This is a genomic window from Agromyces sp. NPDC058136, assembly GCF_042884375.1.
In the GTDB taxonomy this organism is placed as follows: Bacteria; Actinomycetota; Actinomycetes; order Actinomycetales; family Microbacteriaceae; genus Agromyces.
Map to the genome: position 1 here is coordinate 228,323 of NZ_JBHVUA010000005.1, position 19,648 is coordinate 247,970.

Here is a 19,648-nt window from a genome sequence, read left to right on the forward strand (position 1 = left end):
CCCGACGGCTCAGCGCGTCCAGGTGCCGAGTCCGCGGGTGTCGAAGAACTGCAGCGTCATCGTCGCCCCCGTCGGGCCGAGCACGAACGTCGCCGAGGAGCGCGATCCCTCGGGCGCGTTCTCACCGCTGGGGGTGAACGCGAAGACGTCGCCGTCCCACGGTTCGAGCGGCACCTCGTAGCCGCCGTCGGGCCCGAGCCGCACCACCAGCGCCTCGCCCTCGACCGAGACCTCGGCGGGGCCGAAGTACTCGTTCGACCACGTGCCGGCGAACGCCTCGAGCGGGGCCGAGGGTTCGGCGGGCGACGACGGCGCGCTCTCGTCGATGAGGTCGCCCGCGGGTTCGCGGTAGTGCGCGAGCGCCTGCCCGTACGCCTCGACCCAGTCGCGCGTCGTCTCGCCGTACTGCACGAGGTCGAGGAACTCGCTCACGATCGCCTCGGCCGCGCCCACGGGCGCGCCGTTCGTGAGGGCCACGACGCCGAGCCCGAGCGACGGGACCAGCTGGAAGTTCGTGCCCGCCCCGAGCACGAAGGCCCCCGAGTGCGAGGCCGTGGCGCGGCCGCTCGTCTGCGTGCCGACGTTGAAGCCGAAACCGTACGAGCCCGACCGCATGCCCGGCTGGTTCGACGGCGCCGAGGTCACCTGCGGACGAAGCGCGGCGGCGAGGTCGGGGGTGTCGATGAGCGTCGCGCCGTCGTGCTCCCCGTCCGCGAGCACGAAGTTCATCCACTTCGCGATGTCGACGGCGTTCGAGCTCACGCCGCCCGCGGGCGACTGCGCGTCGGCGTCGCGCTCGTAGAGCTGCTGGAACTCGCCGTCGACGAGGGCGTGCAGGGCCGCACGATCGTCGCGCGCGAGGAAGTCCTCGTAGCGGGAGCTCGTCGAGGTCATGCCGAGCGGTTCGTAGATCTCGCGCTCGGAGAGGGTCTCCCAGTCGACGCCCGCGGCGTTCGCGACGGCCTGCGCCCCGGTCGTCATGCCGAAGTTGGCGTAGCCGTAGCTGATGCGGAACGGGTCGAGCGGCATGTACCGGAGATGGTCGATCACGTACTCGCGGTCGTAGCCGACGTCTTCGAGGTCGTCGCCGGCGGCGAGCGGCAGGCCCGACCGGTGGGCGTAGAGGTCGCCGACGGTGAGCTGCTCCGTCACCCACGGATCGGCGAGCGCGAAACCGGGCAGCAGCGGCGCAACCTGCGTGTCCCAGCCGACGACGCCCTGGGTGACCTGCGTGGCCACGACGGTCGCGCCGATCGGCTTCGACATCGACGCGATCTGGAAGACCGTCTCGGCATCGACGGGCGCGGGTTCGCCGGCCCCGAGGTCGCGCACGCCGAAGCCCTCGGCGAAGACGGTCTCGCCGTCGTGCACCACCGCGACCGCTGCGCCGGGGACGCCGGTCTCGTCGAGCACGCGCTCGACGAGATCGGGAAGCGACTCGAGGGCGGGGTCGAGCGCTCCCTCTGCGAGTTCGACCGCATCCGCCGGAGGTGCGTCGCCGAGCTCGATCCTCGGCGCGTACGGCTCGGCCGCCGTGCAGCCCGCGAGCGCCACGGCCATGATCACGACCACCGGAACGGCGACCAATCGGACACTGCGCATGGCGTTCCTCCCCATCGCAACGGGCTCCCCGGAGCCCCGGCTCCCCCAAGAACCCGACGAGCGCAGCCTAACGTCGTTCCCGGCCCGGGCGCACCCATCGAGGTCGGACGGGCCCGGTTATTCGGTCACGCTGCCGACCGGCTGCACCGCCGCGTACCCTTCGAGCACGTGCTGGATGCGGGCGAGCGAGGCCGCGTCGAGCCCGCCGTCGCCGGTGACCGCCTGCCATCCGTCGAGCACGACGTCGCCGTAGTTGTGGCCGTGGCTCGCCGGCACGCTCTCGCCCATGAACATGTCGATGACCACCTGCAGCGCGGTCACCGCGGGAATCCAGCGCATGGAGTCGCTGACCTCGTCGGCACGCTCGCCGGGCTTCAGCCAGTCGGGCTCCGCCCAGATCAGCTCGAGACCGAGCCACGTGACCGGGTCGTTCGCGTGCTGCAGGTAGGCGACCCGCGGCTGCTGCCAGTCGGGTCCGAGCGCGTGGAAGTCGCCGGGCACCGAGAGCCACCGCACCTCCGTGCCGCCGTCGACGACGGGCTGCCATTGCGGGCTGCCCGCGTCGCGGCCCTCGGTGAGCGTGCGCCACATGGTCGAGCCGTTCGGGCTGCCGACCAGCAGCGCACCTTCGGTGCGCGCGCGCATCTCGTCGAGTCCGGCGAACGCCTCCTGCGTGCCGTGCGCCCCGAGGCTCAGCCCGTAGACCACGAGCTGCGGGCGCGTCTCCTCGGGCAGCGTCTCCCACTTGGCACGGACGGCGTCGAAGAGGGCGACGGACGACGCGACCGGCGCGTCGGGGTCGAAGACGAACGAGACCCAGCTCGGCGTGTAGGCGTACTGCATCGAGACGATCGCCGTGTCGCCGCCGTGCAGGTACTCGACGGCGTCGACCGCCTGCGGTTCGAGCCATCCCGAGCCGGTGGTCGTCGCGACCACGAGCACCTCACGGTCGAACGCCCCGGTGCGCTCGAGCTCGCGCACGGCGATCGCCGCGCGCTCCTCGACGGTGGGGGCGTTCGCCTGGCCGACGTAGACCCGCACCGGTTCGAGCGCGGGGCGGCCCGTCAGCTCTTCGATGTCGGCCGCGGTCGGACCGCCGCCGAGGAAGGCGGTGCCGTGCCGGCCGACCACGTCCCACTCCACCTCGGAGTCGGGGCCCGACGAGCGGAAGGCGCTCATCGGCTCGGTGACCCACGGCGCCGCCGGACCGTTGTTCGCGAGGTAGAGCCGGTCGAGGCCGAACATCACGACCGAGACCACCACGACGGTCGCTCCGACGACGATCGCCGTGGCGGCCGTCGCACCCCACCCGCGCCCGAGGCGCGCGGTGAGGCGGGTGCCGAGCCGGTGCACGGCACGACCGAGGGCGATGCCGATGAGCACGACCGGCACGAAGCCGAGGAAGAACACCAGTGCGTCGAAGCCGTCGATCTCCGGCAGCTCGACGGTGCGGCGCACCTCGTTCTGCCAGCCCACCGAGGCGAAGCCGAGCACGATCACGAGCAGCACGGCGATGCCGGCCCAGACCCACCACCCGATGCGGCGCTGAGCCGGCGTCGGGCGCCACGTCGTGAAGCGGCGCACCAGCCACCACACCCCGGCCCCGATGCCGTAGCCGATGAGGAACGCGAGCGCGGTGATGATGCCCTGGAACAGCGCCGGGCGCGGCAGCAGGGAGGGCGTCATCGAGAGCGCTGCGGCGAGCAGCCCGACGAGGGCTCCCCCGGGGTCGAGCCGCCACCAGTGAGCCTTCACGCCTGCCCCCTCCCCAGGGTCGCCTCGGGCGGCGACGTCACCGCATCATGGCACGGCACCCGCGCCCGTCCGCGGCGCCGCGGCCCGTCGTGGGCCGTGTCGCCGCGAAACGCGACGGTCGGTCGCTCAGACGGAGGCGTCGGCCAGGGCCGCGAGCTCCGCTCCGGTCAGCTCGAGCCGGATCGACGCGAGCAGGTCGCCGAGCTGCTCGACGCTGCGGGCGCTGGCGATGGGCGCCGCGACGGTCGGCTGCTGCCGGAGCCACGCGAGCGATACCGCCGCGACGGATGCCGCGTGGGCGGCCGCGACCTCGTCGAGCGCGTCGAGCACCCGGCTCCCGCGCTCACCGAGGTACGGTGCCGCACCGCCGGCGCGCACACTCGCGCCGGCGGCGGTGACGTCCGCCTCCGAGCGGTACTTGCCGGCGAGGAACCCCTTCGCGAGCGAGAAGTACGGGAACACCGCGAGCCCCTCGCGCTCCGCCCGTTCGCGCAGGCCGTTCGTCTCGAAGTCGCGCTCGACGAGGTTGTAGTGCGGCTGCAGGGCGACCGCACGGTGGAAGCCGTTCTCGTGCGTCACCCGGAACCACTCGTCGATGCGCTCGGGCGAGTAGTTCGAGATGCCGATCGCGCGCACCTTGCCCGCGTCGACGAGCGCGGACAGCGCGCCGACCGTCTCGCCGAGCGGCACCTCGGCGTCGTCGAAATGGGCGTAGTAGAGGTCGATCACGTCGGTGCCGAGGCGCCGCAGCGAGGCATCCGCCGCTGCGCGGATGTTGGCCGCCGCGAGGCCCTGGTACTCGGGGTGCGTGCTCACCTTCGTCGCGATGACGACGTCGTCGCGCGAACCGCGCGACGCGAGCCACTCGCCGATGAGGCGCTCGCTGTCACCGCCGGTGTTGCCGGGAACCCAGTGGGAGTAGCCGTCGGCGGTGTCGAGGAAGTTCCCGCCTCCGGCGGTGAACGCGTCGAGCACGGCGAAGGTGGCGTCACGGTCGGCGGTCCAGCCGAAGACGTTCGTGCCGAGCGAGAGCGGGGCGATCTCGAGGTCGGATGCGCCGATGCGGGCGCGTGCGGCGGCGGTTGCGGTCTCGGTCATCGGTGCTCCAGTCGAGTCGATCGTCAGGGTCGGCGCCGGCAGGGGCGAGCCCTCCGGCAGTGATCACAACCATGGAGCGGAGCCCGTATTCCCGTGTTGCGCCCCGGGTCGACGGAAGCCCGGCGGCGCGCACCCGACCGGTGCGACCGGCCGGTCGCGCCCGCTCCCGGATCCGTTCAGGTGGGCGGCGTAGCATCGGAGACACACCCTCGATGGAAGGTCTCCATGCCCATCTCGGCAGAACCCCGCGTGGCGCTGTACTTCGACTTCGACAACATCGTCATCTCGCGCTACGACCAACTCCACGGCGACTTCGCCTACCGAAAAGACACCTCACGCTCGAAGGCGCCCTCCGCGGGCACCAAGACGGCCGAGAAGCTGCGCGAGGCGACGGTCGACATCGACGCCGTGCTCGACTTCGCGGCGACGTTCGGCACGATCGCGATCGCCCGCGCGTACGCCGACTGGTCGACGCCGGTGAACGCGAGCTACCGCGGCCAGCTCATCGACCGTGCGGTCGACCTCGTGCAGCTGTTCCCGCTCTCGGCGACGAAGAACGGGGCCGACATCCGGCTCGCGGTCGACGCCGTGGAGGACATGTTCCGCATCGACGACCTCTCGCACATCGTGATCGTCGCGGGCGACAGCGACTACGTCGCCCTCGCGCAGAAGGCGAAGCGGCTCGGCCGCTACGTCGTGGGCATCGGCGTCGCGGGCGGCACGAGCCGCGCACTGACGGCGGCGGTCGACGAGTTCGCCGACTACGACGCGCTGCTCACGACCGACGCCGAGGTGGGCGACGACGCCGACGACGAGCAGGCCGCCCCGGCGGTGGTGGAGCCCGCGCCGAACCGGCGCCGTCGGGCGACCACGAAGACGGCGGATGCCACGCCCGACGCCGCGCCCGAGGCATCCGGCCGCGCCCGTGGTTCGCGACGTGCGAAGTCCGAGCCCGACGAGCCGGCCGAGTCGGCCGAGCCCGTCACCCCGGCCGAACGTCCCTCGGCCCGGGTGCTGCAGTTCATGGCGCCGGGCGACCCGGCGCCGTCCGACGAGACCGGCAGCGGCAGCCCGCGCAACCCCGGGCGACTGCTGCAGAAGGCGATCGAGCTCCTGCACGCGAAGAACGACGAGGAGTGGCAGTCGTCGAGCGCGGTGAAGAACCAGATGATGCGCATGGACCCGTCGTTCCAGGAGCGGCGGCTCGGGTTCGCCTCGTTCACCGAGTTCCTGAAGTCGCGCGGCGGCGTGGTCGAACTCGACGAGACGGGTCGCGGACGCGTGCGCATCCGCCCCCGCAAGGACTAGCGCCCACCTCCTGCGCCATGTGGTCTGACCACACGTGATACCGTGTGGTCAGACCACGCGGCGACCACGGGAGGCATGAGCATGAGCGAGACGCGCGCCTGGCGCACCGTGCTCGAGCACATCGAGACGCAGCTGCTCGACGGCGCGCTCCGCCCCGGCGACCGCCTGCCCGGCGAGCGGGCGCTCTCGGCCGAGCTCGGCGTCGGCCGCTCGAGCGTCCGCGAAGCGCTGCGGGTGCTCGAGGTGCTCGGACTCATCCGCACCCAGGCCGGCTCCGGGCCGAACGCCGGTGCGGTCATCATCGCGACGCCCGGCGGCGGCATGAGCGCGCTCATGCGACTGCAGGTCGCGGCCAGCGGCTTCCCGGTCGCCGACATCGTGCGCACCCGATTGATCCTCGAGAGCGCGGTCGCGGGCGAGCTCGCCGAGCGGGTGGGCCGCGAGGCATCCGCCGCCGTCGAGCTCGGCGCGGCCGACCGCCTGCTCGACGCGATGGACTCCCCCGATCTCGCGCCCGCCGAGTTCCTCGCGCTCGACGCCGGGTTCCACCTCGCGCTGGCCGAGGCCTCCGGCAACCAGGTGATCACCGCCACCATGGCGGGGCTCCGCAGCGGCATCGAGGGCTACGCCCTCGACGGCCTCGCCCGCCTCGACGACTGGCAGGCGACCTCGCGACGACTTCGCGGCGAGCACCGCGGCATCGTCGCCGCGATCAGGGCGGCGGATGCCTCGACGGCACGCGCCCGCACCCACGACCACATCTCGGGGTACTACGCCGAGACCTCGATCCACCAGCACTGACCCCAGTTCGACCAGCACGAGAGGCAGCACCCCGATGGTCCAGCGCCAGTTCCCGAACCCGAAAGAGCTCGCAGAGCTCATGCGCTTCAAGAAGCCCGAGCTGAACGCGACGAAGCGCCGGCTCGACGCCGCGCTGACGATCGCCGACCTCCGCACGATCGCGAAGCGCCGCACCCCGAAGGCGCCGTTCGACTACACCGACGGCGCCGCCGAGGGCGAGCTGTCGCTCGCGCGCGCCCGGCAGGCTTTCGAGGACATCGAGTTCCACCCCGGCATCCTCCGCAACGTGCCCGAGGTCGACACCAGCCGCGAGGTGCTCGGCGGACCGACGGCGCTGCCGTTCGGCATCGCCCCCACGGGCTTCACCCGCATGATGCAGACCGAGGGAGAGATCGCCGGCGCAGGAGCCGCGGGCGCGGCGGGCATCCCGTTCACGCTCTCGACGATGGGCACCACCTCGATCGAGGACGTGAGGGCCGCGAACCCGAACGGGCGCAACTGGTTCCAGCTCTACGTGATGCGCGACCGCGAGCGCTCGTACGAGCTCGTGCACCGCGCCGCCGCCGCCGGCTTCGACACGCTCTTCTTCACGGTCGACACGCCCGTCGCCGGCGCGCGCCTGCGCGACACCCGCAACGGCTTCTCGATCCCGCCGCAGCTCACGCCCGGCACCGTCGTCAACGCGATCCCGCGCCCCGCGTGGTGGGTGAACTTCCTCACCACGCCGAAGCTCGAGTTCGCCTCGCTGCAGTCGACGGGAGGTACGGTCGGCGAACTCATCGACGGCATGTTCGACCCGACGATCGGGTGGAACGACCTCGACACGATCCGCGCCATGTGGCCGGGCAAGATCGTCGTGAAGGGCGTGCAGACCCTCGCCGACGCGAAGGAGCTCGCGGCCCGCGGCGTCGACGGCATCGTGCTCTCGAACCACGGCGGCCGCCAGCTCGACCGCGCGCCCATCCCCTTCCACCTGCTGCCCGAGGTGGCGCGCGAGGTCGGCGGCGACCTCGAGGTGCACCTCGACACCGGCATCATGTCGGGTGCCGACATCGTGGCCTCGGTCGCGCTCGGCGCACGCTTCACCCTCATCGGCCGCGCCTACCTCTACGGCCTCATGGCGGGCGGCCGTGCGGGCGTCGACAAGACCATCGAGATCCTGTCGAAGCAGGTCGTGCGCACGATGAAGCTGCTCGAGGTGCAGACCCTCGACGAGCTCGGGCCGCAGCACGTCACCCAGCTCGCCCGGCTCACGCCGATCGCGCGCCCGGTGCAGGATGCCGCGGCCCAGGCCGCATCGGCCGCGCCGAAGACGGTTCGAGCCCCGCGCGCCACCAAGCCGGCCGCGACGAAGCCCGCCGCAGCGAAGCCGGCCGCGAAGCCGCGCACCGCCGCGAAGAACTGAGTCGCGGGCGGCCGGCCGTGGGCCGGCCGCCGCTCAGCCGCGCCGCGCGTACTCGCCGAACGTCACCCCCGACTCGAACGCCCGCGCCTCGACGGTTTCGAACGCCTGCGGCGCGTACGCGCGCGGCCCGAACAGCGGAACGCCCGCCCCGAAGAGCACGGGGTAGCGCTTGATCACGAGGCGGTCGATCTCGTCGGCGAGCGCCGCTGCGAGCGCCCCGCCGCCGCAGAGCCAGATCGAGTTCCCCTCCTCGGCCTTGAGCTCGCGCACGAACGCGACGGGGTCGCGATCGGTCACCTCGACGCCCTCGACCGGTTCGGCCGAAGCCGCGGCCGCGTGCTCGCGGGAGAACACGATCTGCCGGAGGTGCCGGTACGGGCTCGTGATGCCGTACGGCAGCCCGACGGCGTAGGTGTTCCACCCCATGAGCACGGTGTCGAACATGCGCCCGTCGGCCTCGACCCCGAACGCCTCCGCGACGTGCGTCGCCACGGTGTCGGAGTACCGCTCGTTGATCGCGGTCATGTGGTCGCCCTCGACGGCGAATGCGTCGTACTCGCCGTTCGGCCCGGCGATGAAGCCGTCGAGGCTGACGGCCACGTAGTACACGAGTTCTCGCATCATCTTCCTATCCACTACTGATGTCGTGGTTGCGAAACTACTACAGCTGTCGTGATCTTGTCTAGACTCGGACCATGGCCCGAAACGACGACCGCCGACGCCTGATCGCCGATGCTGGACTCGCCGTGCTCGCCCGAGAGGGCGCCCGCGGCCTCACCCATCGAGCCGTCGACGACGCGGCCGGCGTCCCGACGGGAACGACCTCGAACTACTTCCGCAGCCGCGACGCGCTCATCGCGGGACTCGTGACGCGCATCGGCGAACGGCTCATGCCGACCGAGGCCGACCTCTCGCGCCGCGCTGCGCAGCCGCCGAGCCGCGCCCTCTTCGCGGACTACGTGCGCGACATCGTGAGGCGGCTCGGCGAGCACCCCGATGTGACGCTCGCGCTCTTCGAGCTCCGCCTCGAGGGTGCCCGCCGCCCCGAGGTCGCGGCGATGCTCGCCGAATGGCAGCAAGCCGGCTTCGCGGCCGACATCGAGTTCAACCGCGCCGCGGGCCTGCCGGGCGATGCGCGCGAGATCGCGCTCTTCCACTACGCCATCGACGGCCTCATGCTCGACCGGCTGACGACGCCGATCGACCCGGGCACGACGACCGACGAGGTCATCGACGATCTCGTCGCGGGGCTCCTGCCCGAGGGTTGACCGGCTCGCCCGAACCCGGTGCGTCGTGCTCGTCCGGCATGACGATCACCTGGCCGATCGTGAGCGCCACGACCTTCTCCGCCATCTTGCGCGCCTGCTCGGCCTGCTTGCGACGGCGCTTCACGAGCTCGGCTCGGGCCTTCGCCCGAACCGCGGCATCGGCGCCGACGAGACGCTTCCGGTCACCTCGGCCCGCCTCCGCACCTGTGCTCGACCGCGGCCCGAACCGGATCGACGCCCGGTCGAGTCGCGCAGCCGCACGCTCGGCCCGCCTCGCGGCGAGACCAGGGGCATCGCGTCGCGCTGCTTCTGCAGCGGTCATCTCGGCGTCCGCGAACCTCACCGCAGCCTCGAGGCGCGACCTCGACCGTGTGCCCGCCGGCGATCGCTTCGCCATGCGCCGCACCTCGGCCTCGACCGCCCTGGCCGAGTCGATCGCCCGCTTCGCCTCCCTGCGCTCCCGCCGCATGCCTGCATCCCCTCCGTGATCCCGGACACCTCCGGTCTACGTCACGCGCGTGCGTCCGGCAAGGGGTTGCGGGGGTCGGGAGGCTTCTTCACCCTCGCCCGCGGCGACGAGCGGTAGCGCACGAACCACACGAGCATGAGCGCCGAGGCGAGCAGGTAGAACGTGTGCAGGAACCAGATCGGCCCGAACGGCATGCTCAGCACGTACACCGTGTAGAGCCCGTTGGCGAGATTCGTGATGACGAGGTTGCCGACGCTGTACGACGACAGGTCCTTCGAGCGCGCCGCCTTCACCAGCATGGGCAGATAGCTCATGGCGAAGAGGCCGGTGGAGATCGCGCCGGCGACGACGGCGACGTTCATGCTGCGAACGCTACGAGGGCGAGGGATGCCGCGCACCGGGACCGACCCGCGGACTCGGACGCCGCGCGGAGCCGATCGGATCGGTGAGGCCCCCGACCCGGCCTGCGGGACTACGTCACTGATACCACTGACGGATCAGTGACGTAGTCCCCGCACCCGGCCCGGTCGGGGCTCGCCGCGCGCTACCGGGCCTCGGTCGCCCCCGCGTTCGCCGCGGCGATGAGCTGCTCGATCTGCTCGTACGACACCGGGATGCCCGGGAACCCGACGAGCCGCCCGATCGGGAACGACGCCATCATCTTCGCCATGCCCTCGTCGGTGAACACGTCGGTGTCGGCCATGCCGCCGGCGAGCGAGGCGAGCGCCTGCGCGGCGACCGGCCCGGCGATCGGGTCGGCCATGACGTCGGCGATCGACGACTCCATCGACAGCGGCAGGCGCACGTCGTCGCCCTCGATCGCGACGGTCGTCGCGAGCCGGAGGTCGCGGCTCGACGCCCCGACCTCGACCGAGAGCTCGCCGCCCTCGACGACCCAGCGATCGACGCGGACGTCCCAGTACGCGAGGTCCTCGCGGCGCACCCGCACCTCGACCTCGCGCGATTCGCCTGCGGCGAGCTCGACCGAGGCGAAGCCGGCGAGCACGCGGGGTGCGCGCTGCACCGCCGAGTCGGCGTGGCCGGTGTAGACCTGCACGACCTCGCGCCCGTCACGCGACCCCGTGTTCTCGACCGTCACGCGCACGGCCAGCCCCGAGGCATCCGATGAGACCGAGAGCCCCGAGTACGCGAACGTCGTGTACGAGAGGCCGTGGCCGAAGGGGTAGCGCACGGCCGCGTCGCGCGCGTCGTACCAGCGGAAGCCGACGAAGAGGCCCTCGCCGTAGCGGACGTGTCCGAACTCGCCCGGGAAGTCGAGGAAGGCCGGGGTGTCCTCGAGCCGCAGCGGGATCGTCTCGGCGAGCCGCCCCGAGGGGTTCACGACGCCGTAGAGCACGTCGGCGATGCCGCTGCCGCCGGCCTGGCCGCCGAGCCAGCCCTCGACGATCGCGGGCACGTCGCCGGCGAACGGCAGCTCGACGACGCCGCCGTTGGCGAGCACGACGACGGTGTTCGGGTTCGCGGCGAGCACGGCCTCGACGAGTGCGAGCTGGCCCGAGGGCAGCCGCAGGTGCTCGCGGTCGAAGCCCTCCGACTCGGCCGCGGCCGGGAGGCCCAGGAAGAGCACGGCGACGTCCGCCGCGGCGGCTGCGGCCACCGCCTCCTCGATGAGGGCGGATGCCTCGGCGTCGCCGCCGTTCCCGGCGATCGTGAAGCCCGGTGCGAAGACGACCCCGGCCTCGGCCTGCTCCTCGATCGCTGCGAGCGCGGTGTCGAGGCGGGTCGGGTTGATGAGCGACGATCCGGCGCCCTGGTAGCGCGGCGTGCGCGCGAACTCGCCGATCACGGCGATGTTCTGCGCGGGCGCGAGCGGCAGCAGGCCGCCCTCGTTGCGCAGCAGCACGGCGCCGCGCGCGGCCGCCTCGCGGGCGAGGGCGTGGTGGGCGTCGACATCGTAGCCCGCGTCGGCCGAGGCACCGGCGACGGCCTTCTGCGCGAGCTCGACGGCACGGCGCACCGCGAGGTCGAGCGCGGCCTCGTCGAGCCGGCCGTCGCGCACGGCGGCGACGAGCTGCGCGTCGGTGCGACCGTCGGAGGCGGGCATCTCGAGGTCGAGCCCGGCGGGCAGGCCCTCGACGCGGTCGTTCACCGCACCCCAGTCGCTGACGACGAGGCCCTCGAAGCCCCATTCGTCGCGCAGCACGCTCGTGAGCAGCCATGGGTCCTCGCTCGTGTAGACCCCGTTGAGGCGGTTGTACGAGCACATGACCGTCCACGGCTGCGCGTCCTCGACGACCCGCTGGAAGCCGCGCAGGTAGATCTCGCGGAGCGGCCGCGGGTCGACGTCGCTCGACGCGCGCATGCGGTCGTGCTCCTGGTTGTTTGCGGCGAAGTGCTTGAGCGAGGCGCCGACGCCCTGCGACTGCAGACCGGTGACGAGTGCCGCACCGAGCACGCCCGAGACGAGCGGATCCTCGGAGAGGTACTCGAAGTTGCGTCCGCAGAGCGGCGAGCGCTTGATGTTGATGCCCGGGCCGAGCAGCACGCCGACGCCTTCGGCGCGCGCCTCCTCGCCGAGCGCGCGGCCGACGCGCTCGAGCAGCTCGGGGTCGAAGGTCGAGCCGAGCGCGACCGCGGGCGGGAAGCAGGTCGCCGGCACGCTGTCGCCGATGCCGAGGTGGTCGGCGCTGCCGCGCTGGAGGCGCACGCCGTGGGGACCGTCGGTGAGCACGATCGACGGGATGCCGACGCGTTCGACGGCCTTCGTCGTCCAGAAGCTCGCTCCGCTCGTGAGCGAGGCCTTCTCCTCGAGGGTGAGCTCGGCGACGAGCTCGGCCGCGTTGCGCGCGGCGAAGCCCGTGCTGTCGTCGAGGGCGGTCGGTTCGAGGGTGTCGGTCATGATGCTCCTTCGTTCACCGACGCTGCGATCCCGCGCCGGAAGAGTGGTTTTCCGTAGTCCTTCTGCAGCAGGGTCGCGAACGCCCACCAGATGACGAGCGTCGCGGAGGCCCCGCCGATGATGCCGAACAGGGCGTCCGAGAGCCAGTGCGCGTTGATGAGGGTGCGCTGCCAGATCATGCCGACCACGAGCAGCGCGCCGACGATCCACCAGACGAGCCGCTTCGCCGGCGGCAGCAGCGCGGCGACCGCCACGACGAGGATGCCGGTGCTCACCGCGTGCCCCGAGGGGAACGATCCGTGGTCGACCTGGAACAGCGGGCCGAAGAGCCCCGCGGCCGCGTCGTCGGCCGGACGCGGCCGGTCGACGAGGTTCTTCGTGAGCTGCGAGACGCCGAAGTTGCCGACGAGTTCGGCCGTGAGGAAGAACAGCGCCGAGCGCCAGCGGCGGATGACGAACAGCCACGCCGGGATGAGGAGCATGGTGAGCACGGCACCGGGGATCTGGCCGAGGTGCTGGAAGAGCATCGGCAGCGCCCAGCTCTCACCGCCCGTGCCGGGTGCGAGGCCCACGAGGGCACGCCAGGCGTCGTCGACGGGCTGGGTGAACGGCGCCTCGACGTTCTGCGCGACCGCGAACCCGAAGGCGATGAAGGCGGCCAGCCCTACGAGGCCGGTGACGAGCAGCGCGCGCGGCCGCTTCGGTCGGGCGGATGCCTCGCCGGCATCGGCCCCGAGCCGCTCGGGCGACGAGGAGACCGTGGAGCTCGTGGCATCCGACATCACTTCACCGCCTTGATCGGCCAGACGGCGAACGCGCCGAGGATCGAGAGCACAATCGCGACGGGGAAGAGGCCTTCGAACCCGAATGCGATGACGATCGCGCCGGCGACGCCGGGTGCGAGGGTCTGCGGCAGGGTGGCCGCGATGTTCACGACGCCGAGGTCCTTCGCGAAGGACTTGGCCGACGGCAGCACCTCGCTCATGAGCGCGGTGTCGACGGCCTGGAACATGCCGAAGCCGAGGCCGGCGATGAAGGTCATGATCATCCAGGCGGTGAGGTCGGGCCAGACCCACGGCAGGAGGAATGCCAATCCGGTCACGGCGGACGACACGAAGACGAAGATCTTGCGGCGACCGAGCTTGTCGGAGAGCGGCCCGGAGATGATCGTCGCGATCAGGATGCCGGCGAGGCTGATGAGCCCGAGCATGGGGATCACGTCCTGCGGCCGCTCGACACCGAAGTAGTCGGTGAGGAGATAGAGCTGGTACCCGGTGACGGCGAAGTAGCCCGTGTAGAGGAGGAGTCGGCCGGTGAACGCCCAGAAGAAGTCGGGGTGCTTGATCGGGCTGACCCAGAACGTGCGCAGGAAGTCGCCGAACTTGAAGGGCTCGGGCTCGAGGTCCTTCGAGGAGTAGTCGGGGTTGAAGACGATGAACAGCGTGAGCATGACGAGCGAGAACGCGGCGAACGTCACGTACCCGGCGGCGATGCTGCCGTAGAAGATCGAACCGACGATCTGGCCGCCGAGCGCGCCGACCATGAGGCCGATGCCCGAGAGCGTGGCGAAGGTGCCACGGCGCTTGACGGGCACCCGGTCGGGCATGACGGCGCTGAGCGGGCCCTGTGCGAAGTTGTACGTGATCTGCACGAGCGTCCAGGCGATGACCACGCCGACGAGACTGTTCGCGAAGGCGAGGCCGACGAGGGCGAGGCCGCCGGCGAGCGAGCCGATGAAGATCCACGGTGCGCGACGGCCGAAGCGCGAACGCGTGCGGTCGGAGATCTGGCCGGCGATCGGCTGGGCGATCATGGAGAAGAAGGCGCCGATCGTCATGACGATCGCGAGGTTGCCGATCTTGTCGGCCTCGCCGAACTGCGCGGCGACCTGGGCGGGCAGCAGGATGCCCGGCACGGCTCCCCAGATCAGGAAGATGCCGAGGTTCGCCGGGATGATCCAGCCGAGGAGGCGGCGGACGCCCGTTCTCGGGGCGGGCGGGTCTTCGTTGCCTGCGCCGTCGATGAAGTCGACCGCGTCGTCGGGGTCGTCGAGGAGCTGGCCGGTGGCGCGTTCAGGGGTGGACGCCGTCGTCATGGGGGTTCCTTCTCGATGCGGCCTCGCCGATGAGACCGAGTGCGAAAACCATACGACACTCGGTTTTAGAGTGCAAGCGACTACCATTCAGGTATGGCACGCAGGGGTTCGTACGCGAAGGGGATCGCGAAGCGGGAGGAGATTCTCACCGCGGCGCTCGAGGTGATCGCCCGAGGCGGCTACGGTCGCGCCTCGGTCCGCGAGCTCGCCGACGCCGTCGGCCTCAGCCAGGCCGGCCTCCTGCACTACTTCTCCTCGAAGGAGGAGCTGTTCGCCGAGGTGCTGCGCAAGCGCGACGAGGTCGACCGCGAGACGATCGCCGCGGCCGACGCCGACCACGAGCTCAGCATGCTCGACGGCTTCGTCGGGGTGGTGCGCCACAACGTCGACGTCCCGGGGCTCGTGCAGCTCTACGTCCGCCTCTCCGCCGAGGCGACCGACTCCGAGCACGCCGCCCGCCCGTTCTTCGACGAGCGCTTCCGCGCGTTCCGCGAGATGGCGGCCGAGGGCATCCGCGACGCCCAGCGCGACGGCGACCTGCCCGGCGACCTCGACCCCGAACAGGTGGCGACCATGCTGCTCGCCCTGGCCGACGGCCTGCAGACCCAGTGGCTGATGGACCCGTCGATCGACATGGCCGCGCACATCTCGGGCTTCATCGACATCCTCCGCCGACCGACCGCCTCATGAGCTCGCTCGCGAGCGCCGACGTCCGCCGACACAACCTCTCGCTCGTCGCGACTCGCCTCGCCGAGCTCGGCTCGGCCTCGCGCAGCGATCTGGCGGATGCCACGGGGCTCGCCCGCGGCTCGGTGACCGCGCTCGTGCGACAGCTCGAAGCCGCCGAACTCGTCCGCGAGACCGAACTCGTCGCCGCCTCGGGCAAGGGGCGCCCCCGCACACTGCTCGAGCTCTCGGGCGACCACCTCGCGATCCTCACGATCCTCATCGACGCCGACCACGTCAGCGCCGTCGCCTCGACGCTCGGCGGCGAGCGCCTCGTCCGCGCCGAACGGCGGCACGGCCGCCCCATGGGCGATCCGGGGCGGGTGCTCGACGTCGCGGCGGCGACGGTCGACGCCGCCCTCGCCGAGCTCGCCGGGCGAGAGGTCGCCGAGGCCACGGTCGTGGTGTGGGCACCCGTGGGCGGGGAGCCCGCCGTCGTGCTCGCCGACACCGATCTCGGCTGGGGCCGGGTGGATGCGGTGGCGCTGCTCGCCGAACGCTCGCCGCGGTTCGCCGAGCTCGCGGCGGCGGGGCGCGTGCGGCTCGTCGCCGACACCGATGTGGCCGCGTTGGCCGAGTACGCGGCGACGGGGCGCCCGAGCGAACTCGTCTACCTGAAGAGCGACTCGGGCATCGGCGGGGCGATCGTCGTCGACGGCGCGCCGATCGAGGGCGGGCGCCATCTCGCCGCGGCGCTCGGGCACCTCCCGGTCGTGCCGAACGGGGTGCGCTGCGAGTGCGGCCAGCACGGATGTCTCGTGACCGTCGCCGGCCCCGACGTGCTGCTCGAGCGGGCCGGCCTCGCCGAGTCGGCTCGCGAGGAGGGCCTCACCGCGGCGCTCGACGCCTTCGTCCACCGCATTCGCGAGGGCGAAGCCGCCGCGGTCGCCGCGTGGGACGCGGGCGCCGCCGAGCTCGTACGCACCCTGCAGATCGTGTCGCTCACCGTCGACCCGTCGGTCATCGTGGTCGGCGGGTATCTCGCCGCCCTCGCCGACGATCTCGGCGATCGACTCGCGAAGATCCAGCCCGGCGCCGACGGTGCCTTCCTCGCCGCGCCGCCGGTCGTCGGCAGCGCGCTCGGGCGCGATGCCGCCCTCGTCGGAGCGGAACAGGCGGCCGTCTCGCGCCTGCTCGCCGACCCGGCGGCGCTCGCCCGCGGCTGAGCAACCTCGGCTGAGCGACCTCGGCTGAGCGACCGCGCCCGAGCGGCCTCGCCCGCGGCATCCGCACATAATTCATGACTTGAATTTTCAAGCTGCACGCGTCACACTGATTCCGAATACCGCTCGGTATTCAAGCTTCACGTTCCCCAGAAGACCGCCCGGCCGTCTCAACGAAGAGGAGCCCCCGTTGTCCGTTCAGCCCCCCAGCGATCCCGCCACCGAAATCGCGCCGACCGGCGCCATCTCGGCCACCGAGCCCCTGCCCGGCGACCCGCCCGCGAGCCCGCCCCCGACGAAGCGCACGCTGCCCGGCCTGCTGCTCGTCTCGCTCGCGCTCTTCGCCACCTACGCGGGCCTCATCGCGATCCTGCTGCCCATCCAGGTCGCCCTCATCGATGAGCAGAACAAGGTCGCGAACCTCGCGATCATCGTCACGACGTCCTTCGTGTTCACCCTCTTCGCCCAGCCCATCGTCGGCGCGATCAGCGACCGCACCCGCTCGCGCTTCGGCCGACGCGCCCCATGGATGGTCGGCGGAGCACTCATCGGCGGCGTGCTGCTGTTCGGCATGGGCTACCTCGACTCGATCCTGTGGCTCACGATCTTCTGGGTGCTCATCCAGGTGTCGCTCAACGCCCTCCAGGGGCCGCTCTCGGCGATCACGCCCGACCGATTCCCGCGCGACAAGCGCGGCATCGCGAGCGCCATGATGGGGCTCGGCATGCAGATCGGCGCGACCATCGGCATCGTCCTCGCGGGCCAGTTCGCCGAGAACTTCGGCATCGGCTACTCGGTGTTCGGCGTCATCGTGATCGTCATGACGATCGCCTACGTCGTCATCGACCGCGACTGGTCGTCGAAGGAGGCGACCGTCGCGCCGTGGAGCTGGAAGCAGTTCTTCAGCGGCTTCTGGATCAACCCGAAGCAGCACCCCGACTTCGCGTGGGCGTTCTCGGCCCGCTTCCTGTTCATGCTCGGCTACTTCGTCATCGCGGCCTACGGGCTCTACATCCTCACCGACTACATCGGCATGGGGCTCACCGAGGCGGCCGGCGCGCAGGTCCAGCTGACGCTCGCCGGTCTCGTGCCCACCCTCGTCGCCGTCGCCGTCTCGGGCTGGTGGAGCGACAGGATCGGCCGCCGCAAGGTGTTCATCTACGTCTCGTCGGCGATCATGGTCGCGAGCCTCGCGATGCCGTTGCTCATGCCGAACATGACGGGCATGCTCGTCATGAACATCATCATCGGCTTCGGATTCGGGTTCTACATGTCGGTCGACACCGCGCTCATGACCGAGGTGCTGCCCGGCGGCGGCACCGACGCAGGCAAGGACCTCGGCATCCTGAACATCGCCACCAACATCCCCCAGGCCATGAGCGCGGCCGTCGCCGGCGTCATCATCAGCTCGCTCGGCGGGTACCCGATGCTGTTCGTCTTCGCGATGGTCTTCGTCGTGATCGCCGCGATCGCGGTCGCCCCCATCAAGAGCGTGCGTTAGGAGTTCCACATGTCGCACACCCCCTCCCCCTCCCAGCAGGCCACCGGCATCCAGACGGATGCCACGGCGCCGACCCCGTTCGTCGAGGTCGACACGCTCGCGGGCCGCGTGCGCGGCGCATGGCGCCCGACCGTGCGCCACGCGGGTGACGCCACGGGCGGCGCAGGCGCCGAGGCATCCGCCGCGTTCCTCGGCATCCCCTTCGCCGAGGCGCCCGTCGGCGAGCTGCGATTCCTCGCACCGGTGCCGAAGGCGCCGTGGGAGGGGGTGCGCGACGCCCTCGAGTTCGCGCCGACCGCGCAGCGCGGCGACCCCGGCGTGACGCTCATCCCCGAGCCGTCGGTCCCGGGCGAGTCGACCCTCAACGTCAACGTGTTCACCCCCTCGCCCGAGCGCCCCGCCGACGGCGAGCAGGGCCTCCCCGTGCTCGTCTGGATCCACGGCGGCGGCTACTTCGCCGGCTCCCCCGCGAGCCCCTGGTACGACGGCCGCAACTTCAACCGCGACGGCGTCGTCACCGTGACGCTCTCGTACCGCCTCGGTTTCGACGGCTTCGGCGCGATCGAGGGCGCCCCCTCGAACCGCGGCATCCGCGACTGGCTGCTCGCCCTCGAGTGGGTGCAGCAGAACATCGCGGTGTTCGGCGGCGACCCGTCGCGGGTGACGATCGCCGGCCAGTCGGCGGGCGGCGGCGCCGTGCTCACCCTGCTCGGCATGGAGGTCGCACAGCACCTCTTCCACGGCGTCTACGCGATCTCGGGCGCGACGGCCGACGTCACGCCCGAGCGCGCCGACGCGCTCGCCCGCAAGATCGCCGGCTCGCTCGGCGTCCCGCCGACCCTCGAGGGCTTCCGCTCGGTCGGCGAGGAGCGCCTGCTCGAGGTGCAGAAGGCGGCCACGGCGTTCAGCGGGCCCGAGGAGCTCGAGGAGATGCTGAAGGAGGGTCTCGGCCTCGGCCCGACCATCGACGGCGAGCTGCTGCACCGCCCGACGATCGACTCGCTCGCCGCGGGCGTCGGCGCCGAGAAGCCGCTCGTGCTCGGTGCGACCGACGACGAGTTCTCGATGGCGCTGCTCGACGCGCCGAAGGTGCTGCGCTTCGTGCCGAAGTCGATGCTGCTGAAGAGGTCGGGGCTCACGAAGCCGGTCGCGCGCGAATACCTCGCCGCGAACGGCGACGTCGCGAAGCTCGGCAACACGCGCCTGCTCGGCCGTCTCATCACCGACCGGATGTTCCGTTCTGCGATGCTGAAGCTCGTCGCCGCCCGCGAGACCGGCGCGGCGGCCGGCACCTGGCTCTACCGCTTCTCGTGGCCGTCGGGGCACTTCGGCTTCGCCGAGCACTGCCTCGACGTGCCGTTCTTCTTCGACTGCCTCGACGGCCCCGCGATGGAGCCCCTCGCCGGCCCCAACCCGCCGCAGACCCTCGCCGACGAGGTGCACGCCGCCGCGGTCGCGTTCGTCGCGACAGGCGAACCGGGCGCCGAGTGGCCTCGTTGGTCGGATGCCACGCGTGCGACGCGGGTCTACGACACCCCCTCGCACGTGGTCACCGACGGCTACGCGAGCGTGCGTCCGCTGCTCTGACCCCTCCGTC

General features: G+C 71.8%; 17 protein-coding genes. 8 read left to right on the plus strand and 9 right to left on the minus strand.

The annotated features are described in order from the left end of the window. Positions 1-9: 9 nt before the first annotated feature. From ACFVTX_RS15230 to ACFVTX_RS15240, 3 genes are all read right to left on the minus strand, one after another. Positions 10-1,602 carry a serine hydrolase gene (locus ACFVTX_RS15230; RefSeq protein WP_386901533.1) on the minus strand — a complete coding sequence of 531 codons (1,593 nt, stop codon included), beginning with the start codon at positions 1,600-1,602 and terminating at the stop codon, positions 10-12. Positions 1,603-1,719: 117 nt separating this feature from the next. Then, positions 1,720-3,357 (minus strand): alpha/beta hydrolase, encoded by a 1,638-nt coding sequence (locus ACFVTX_RS15235; protein ID WP_386901535.1) that lies wholly within the window; start codon positions 3,355-3,357, stop codon positions 1,720-1,722. Between the two features lie 126 nt (positions 3,358-3,483). Beyond that, positions 3,484-4,455 (minus strand): aldo/keto reductase, encoded by a 972-nt coding sequence (locus ACFVTX_RS15240; protein WP_386901537.1) that lies wholly within the window; start codon positions 4,453-4,455, stop codon positions 3,484-3,486. Positions 4,456-4,680: 225 nt separating this feature from the next. On the opposite strand from ACFVTX_RS15240, the gene ACFVTX_RS15245 reads away from it, so the two are divergent. The 3 genes from ACFVTX_RS15245 (at position 4,681) to ACFVTX_RS15255 (ending at position 7,969) form a co-directional block, all read left to right on the plus strand. Next, complete coding sequence (locus ACFVTX_RS15245; protein ID WP_386901539.1) at positions 4,681-5,763, plus strand: NYN domain-containing protein; 1,083 nt, start codon at positions 4,681-4,683, stop codon at positions 5,761-5,763. Positions 5,764-5,844: 81 nt separating this feature from the next. Continuing rightward, positions 5,845-6,564: a FadR/GntR family transcriptional regulator gene (locus tag ACFVTX_RS15250; RefSeq protein WP_386901540.1), complete on the plus strand. Its 720-nt coding sequence runs from the start codon at positions 5,845-5,847 to the stop codon at positions 6,562-6,564. Between the two features lie 34 nt (positions 6,565-6,598). Continuing rightward, on the plus strand, positions 6,599-7,969 hold the full coding sequence (locus tag ACFVTX_RS15255; RefSeq protein ID WP_386901542.1) for an alpha-hydroxy-acid oxidizing protein: 1,371 nt from the start codon (positions 6,599-6,601) through the stop codon (positions 7,967-7,969). Between the two features lie 33 nt (positions 7,970-8,002). On the opposite strand, the gene ACFVTX_RS15260 is transcribed toward ACFVTX_RS15255, so the two are convergent. Then, a complete protein-coding gene (locus ACFVTX_RS15260) occupies positions 8,003-8,593 on the minus strand; it encodes a dihydrofolate reductase family protein (RefSeq protein WP_386901543.1) in 591 nt (196 codons plus the stop codon). Between the two features lie 71 nt (positions 8,594-8,664). Between ACFVTX_RS15260 and ACFVTX_RS15265 the strand changes: the two genes are divergently transcribed. Beyond that, positions 8,665-9,237 (plus strand): TetR/AcrR family transcriptional regulator, encoded by a 573-nt coding sequence (locus tag ACFVTX_RS15265; protein ID WP_386901545.1) that lies wholly within the window; start codon positions 8,665-8,667, stop codon positions 9,235-9,237. On the opposite strand, the gene ACFVTX_RS15270 is transcribed toward ACFVTX_RS15265, so the two are convergent. From ACFVTX_RS15270 to ACFVTX_RS15290, 5 genes are all read right to left on the minus strand, one after another. Further along, the gene (locus ACFVTX_RS15270; RefSeq protein ID WP_386901547.1) at positions 9,197-9,559 is read right to left on the minus strand and encodes a hypothetical protein; all 363 of its coding nucleotides are present in this window, start codon (positions 9,557-9,559) and stop codon (positions 9,197-9,199) included. The genes ACFVTX_RS15265 and ACFVTX_RS15270 overlap by 41 nt on opposite strands. Before the next feature lie 188 nt (positions 9,560-9,747). Beyond that, positions 9,748-10,068 carry a hypothetical protein gene (locus tag ACFVTX_RS15275; protein WP_386901549.1) on the minus strand — a complete coding sequence of 107 codons (321 nt, stop codon included), beginning with the start codon at positions 10,066-10,068 and terminating at the stop codon, positions 9,748-9,750. Between the two features lie 182 nt (positions 10,069-10,250). Then, entirely contained in the window at positions 10,251-12,566 is a 2,316-nt protein-coding gene (locus tag ACFVTX_RS15280; RefSeq protein ID WP_386901551.1) for a glycoside hydrolase family 3 C-terminal domain-containing protein, read from the minus strand. After that, complete coding sequence (locus ACFVTX_RS15285) at positions 12,563-13,348, minus strand: phosphatase PAP2 family protein (RefSeq protein WP_386901553.1); 786 nt, start codon at positions 13,346-13,348, stop codon at positions 12,563-12,565. Before ACFVTX_RS15285 ends, ACFVTX_RS15280 begins: the two co-directional genes overlap by 4 nt. Next, positions 13,348-14,661 carry an MFS transporter gene (locus tag ACFVTX_RS15290; RefSeq protein WP_386901555.1) on the minus strand — a complete coding sequence of 438 codons (1,314 nt, stop codon included), beginning with the start codon at positions 14,659-14,661 and terminating at the stop codon, positions 13,348-13,350. Before ACFVTX_RS15290 ends, ACFVTX_RS15285 begins: the two co-directional genes overlap by 1 nt. Before the next feature lie 93 nt (positions 14,662-14,754). Between ACFVTX_RS15290 and ACFVTX_RS15295 the strand changes: the two genes are divergently transcribed. The 4 genes from ACFVTX_RS15295 to ACFVTX_RS15310 all read left to right on the plus strand — a co-directional run bounded on the left by ACFVTX_RS15295 (position 14,755) and on the right by ACFVTX_RS15310 (position 19,638). Further along, a complete protein-coding gene (locus tag ACFVTX_RS15295; protein ID WP_386901557.1) occupies positions 14,755-15,351 on the plus strand; it encodes a TetR/AcrR family transcriptional regulator in 597 nt (198 codons plus the stop codon). Then, on the plus strand, positions 15,348-16,553 hold the full coding sequence (locus ACFVTX_RS15300) for an ROK family protein (RefSeq protein ID WP_386901559.1): 1,206 nt from the start codon (positions 15,348-15,350) through the stop codon (positions 16,551-16,553). The genes ACFVTX_RS15295 and ACFVTX_RS15300 overlap by 4 nt, the downstream gene beginning before the upstream one ends. A 187-nt stretch (positions 16,554-16,740) precedes the next feature. Beyond that, positions 16,741-18,051: an MFS transporter gene (locus ACFVTX_RS15305; RefSeq protein WP_386901561.1), complete on the plus strand. Its 1,311-nt coding sequence runs from the start codon at positions 16,741-16,743 to the stop codon at positions 18,049-18,051. 9 nt (positions 18,052-18,060) lie between these two features. Next, positions 18,061-19,638 carry a carboxylesterase/lipase family protein gene (locus ACFVTX_RS15310; protein WP_386901563.1) on the plus strand — a complete coding sequence of 526 codons (1,578 nt, stop codon included), beginning with the start codon at positions 18,061-18,063 and terminating at the stop codon, positions 19,636-19,638. Positions 19,639-19,648 lie beyond the last annotated feature (10 nt).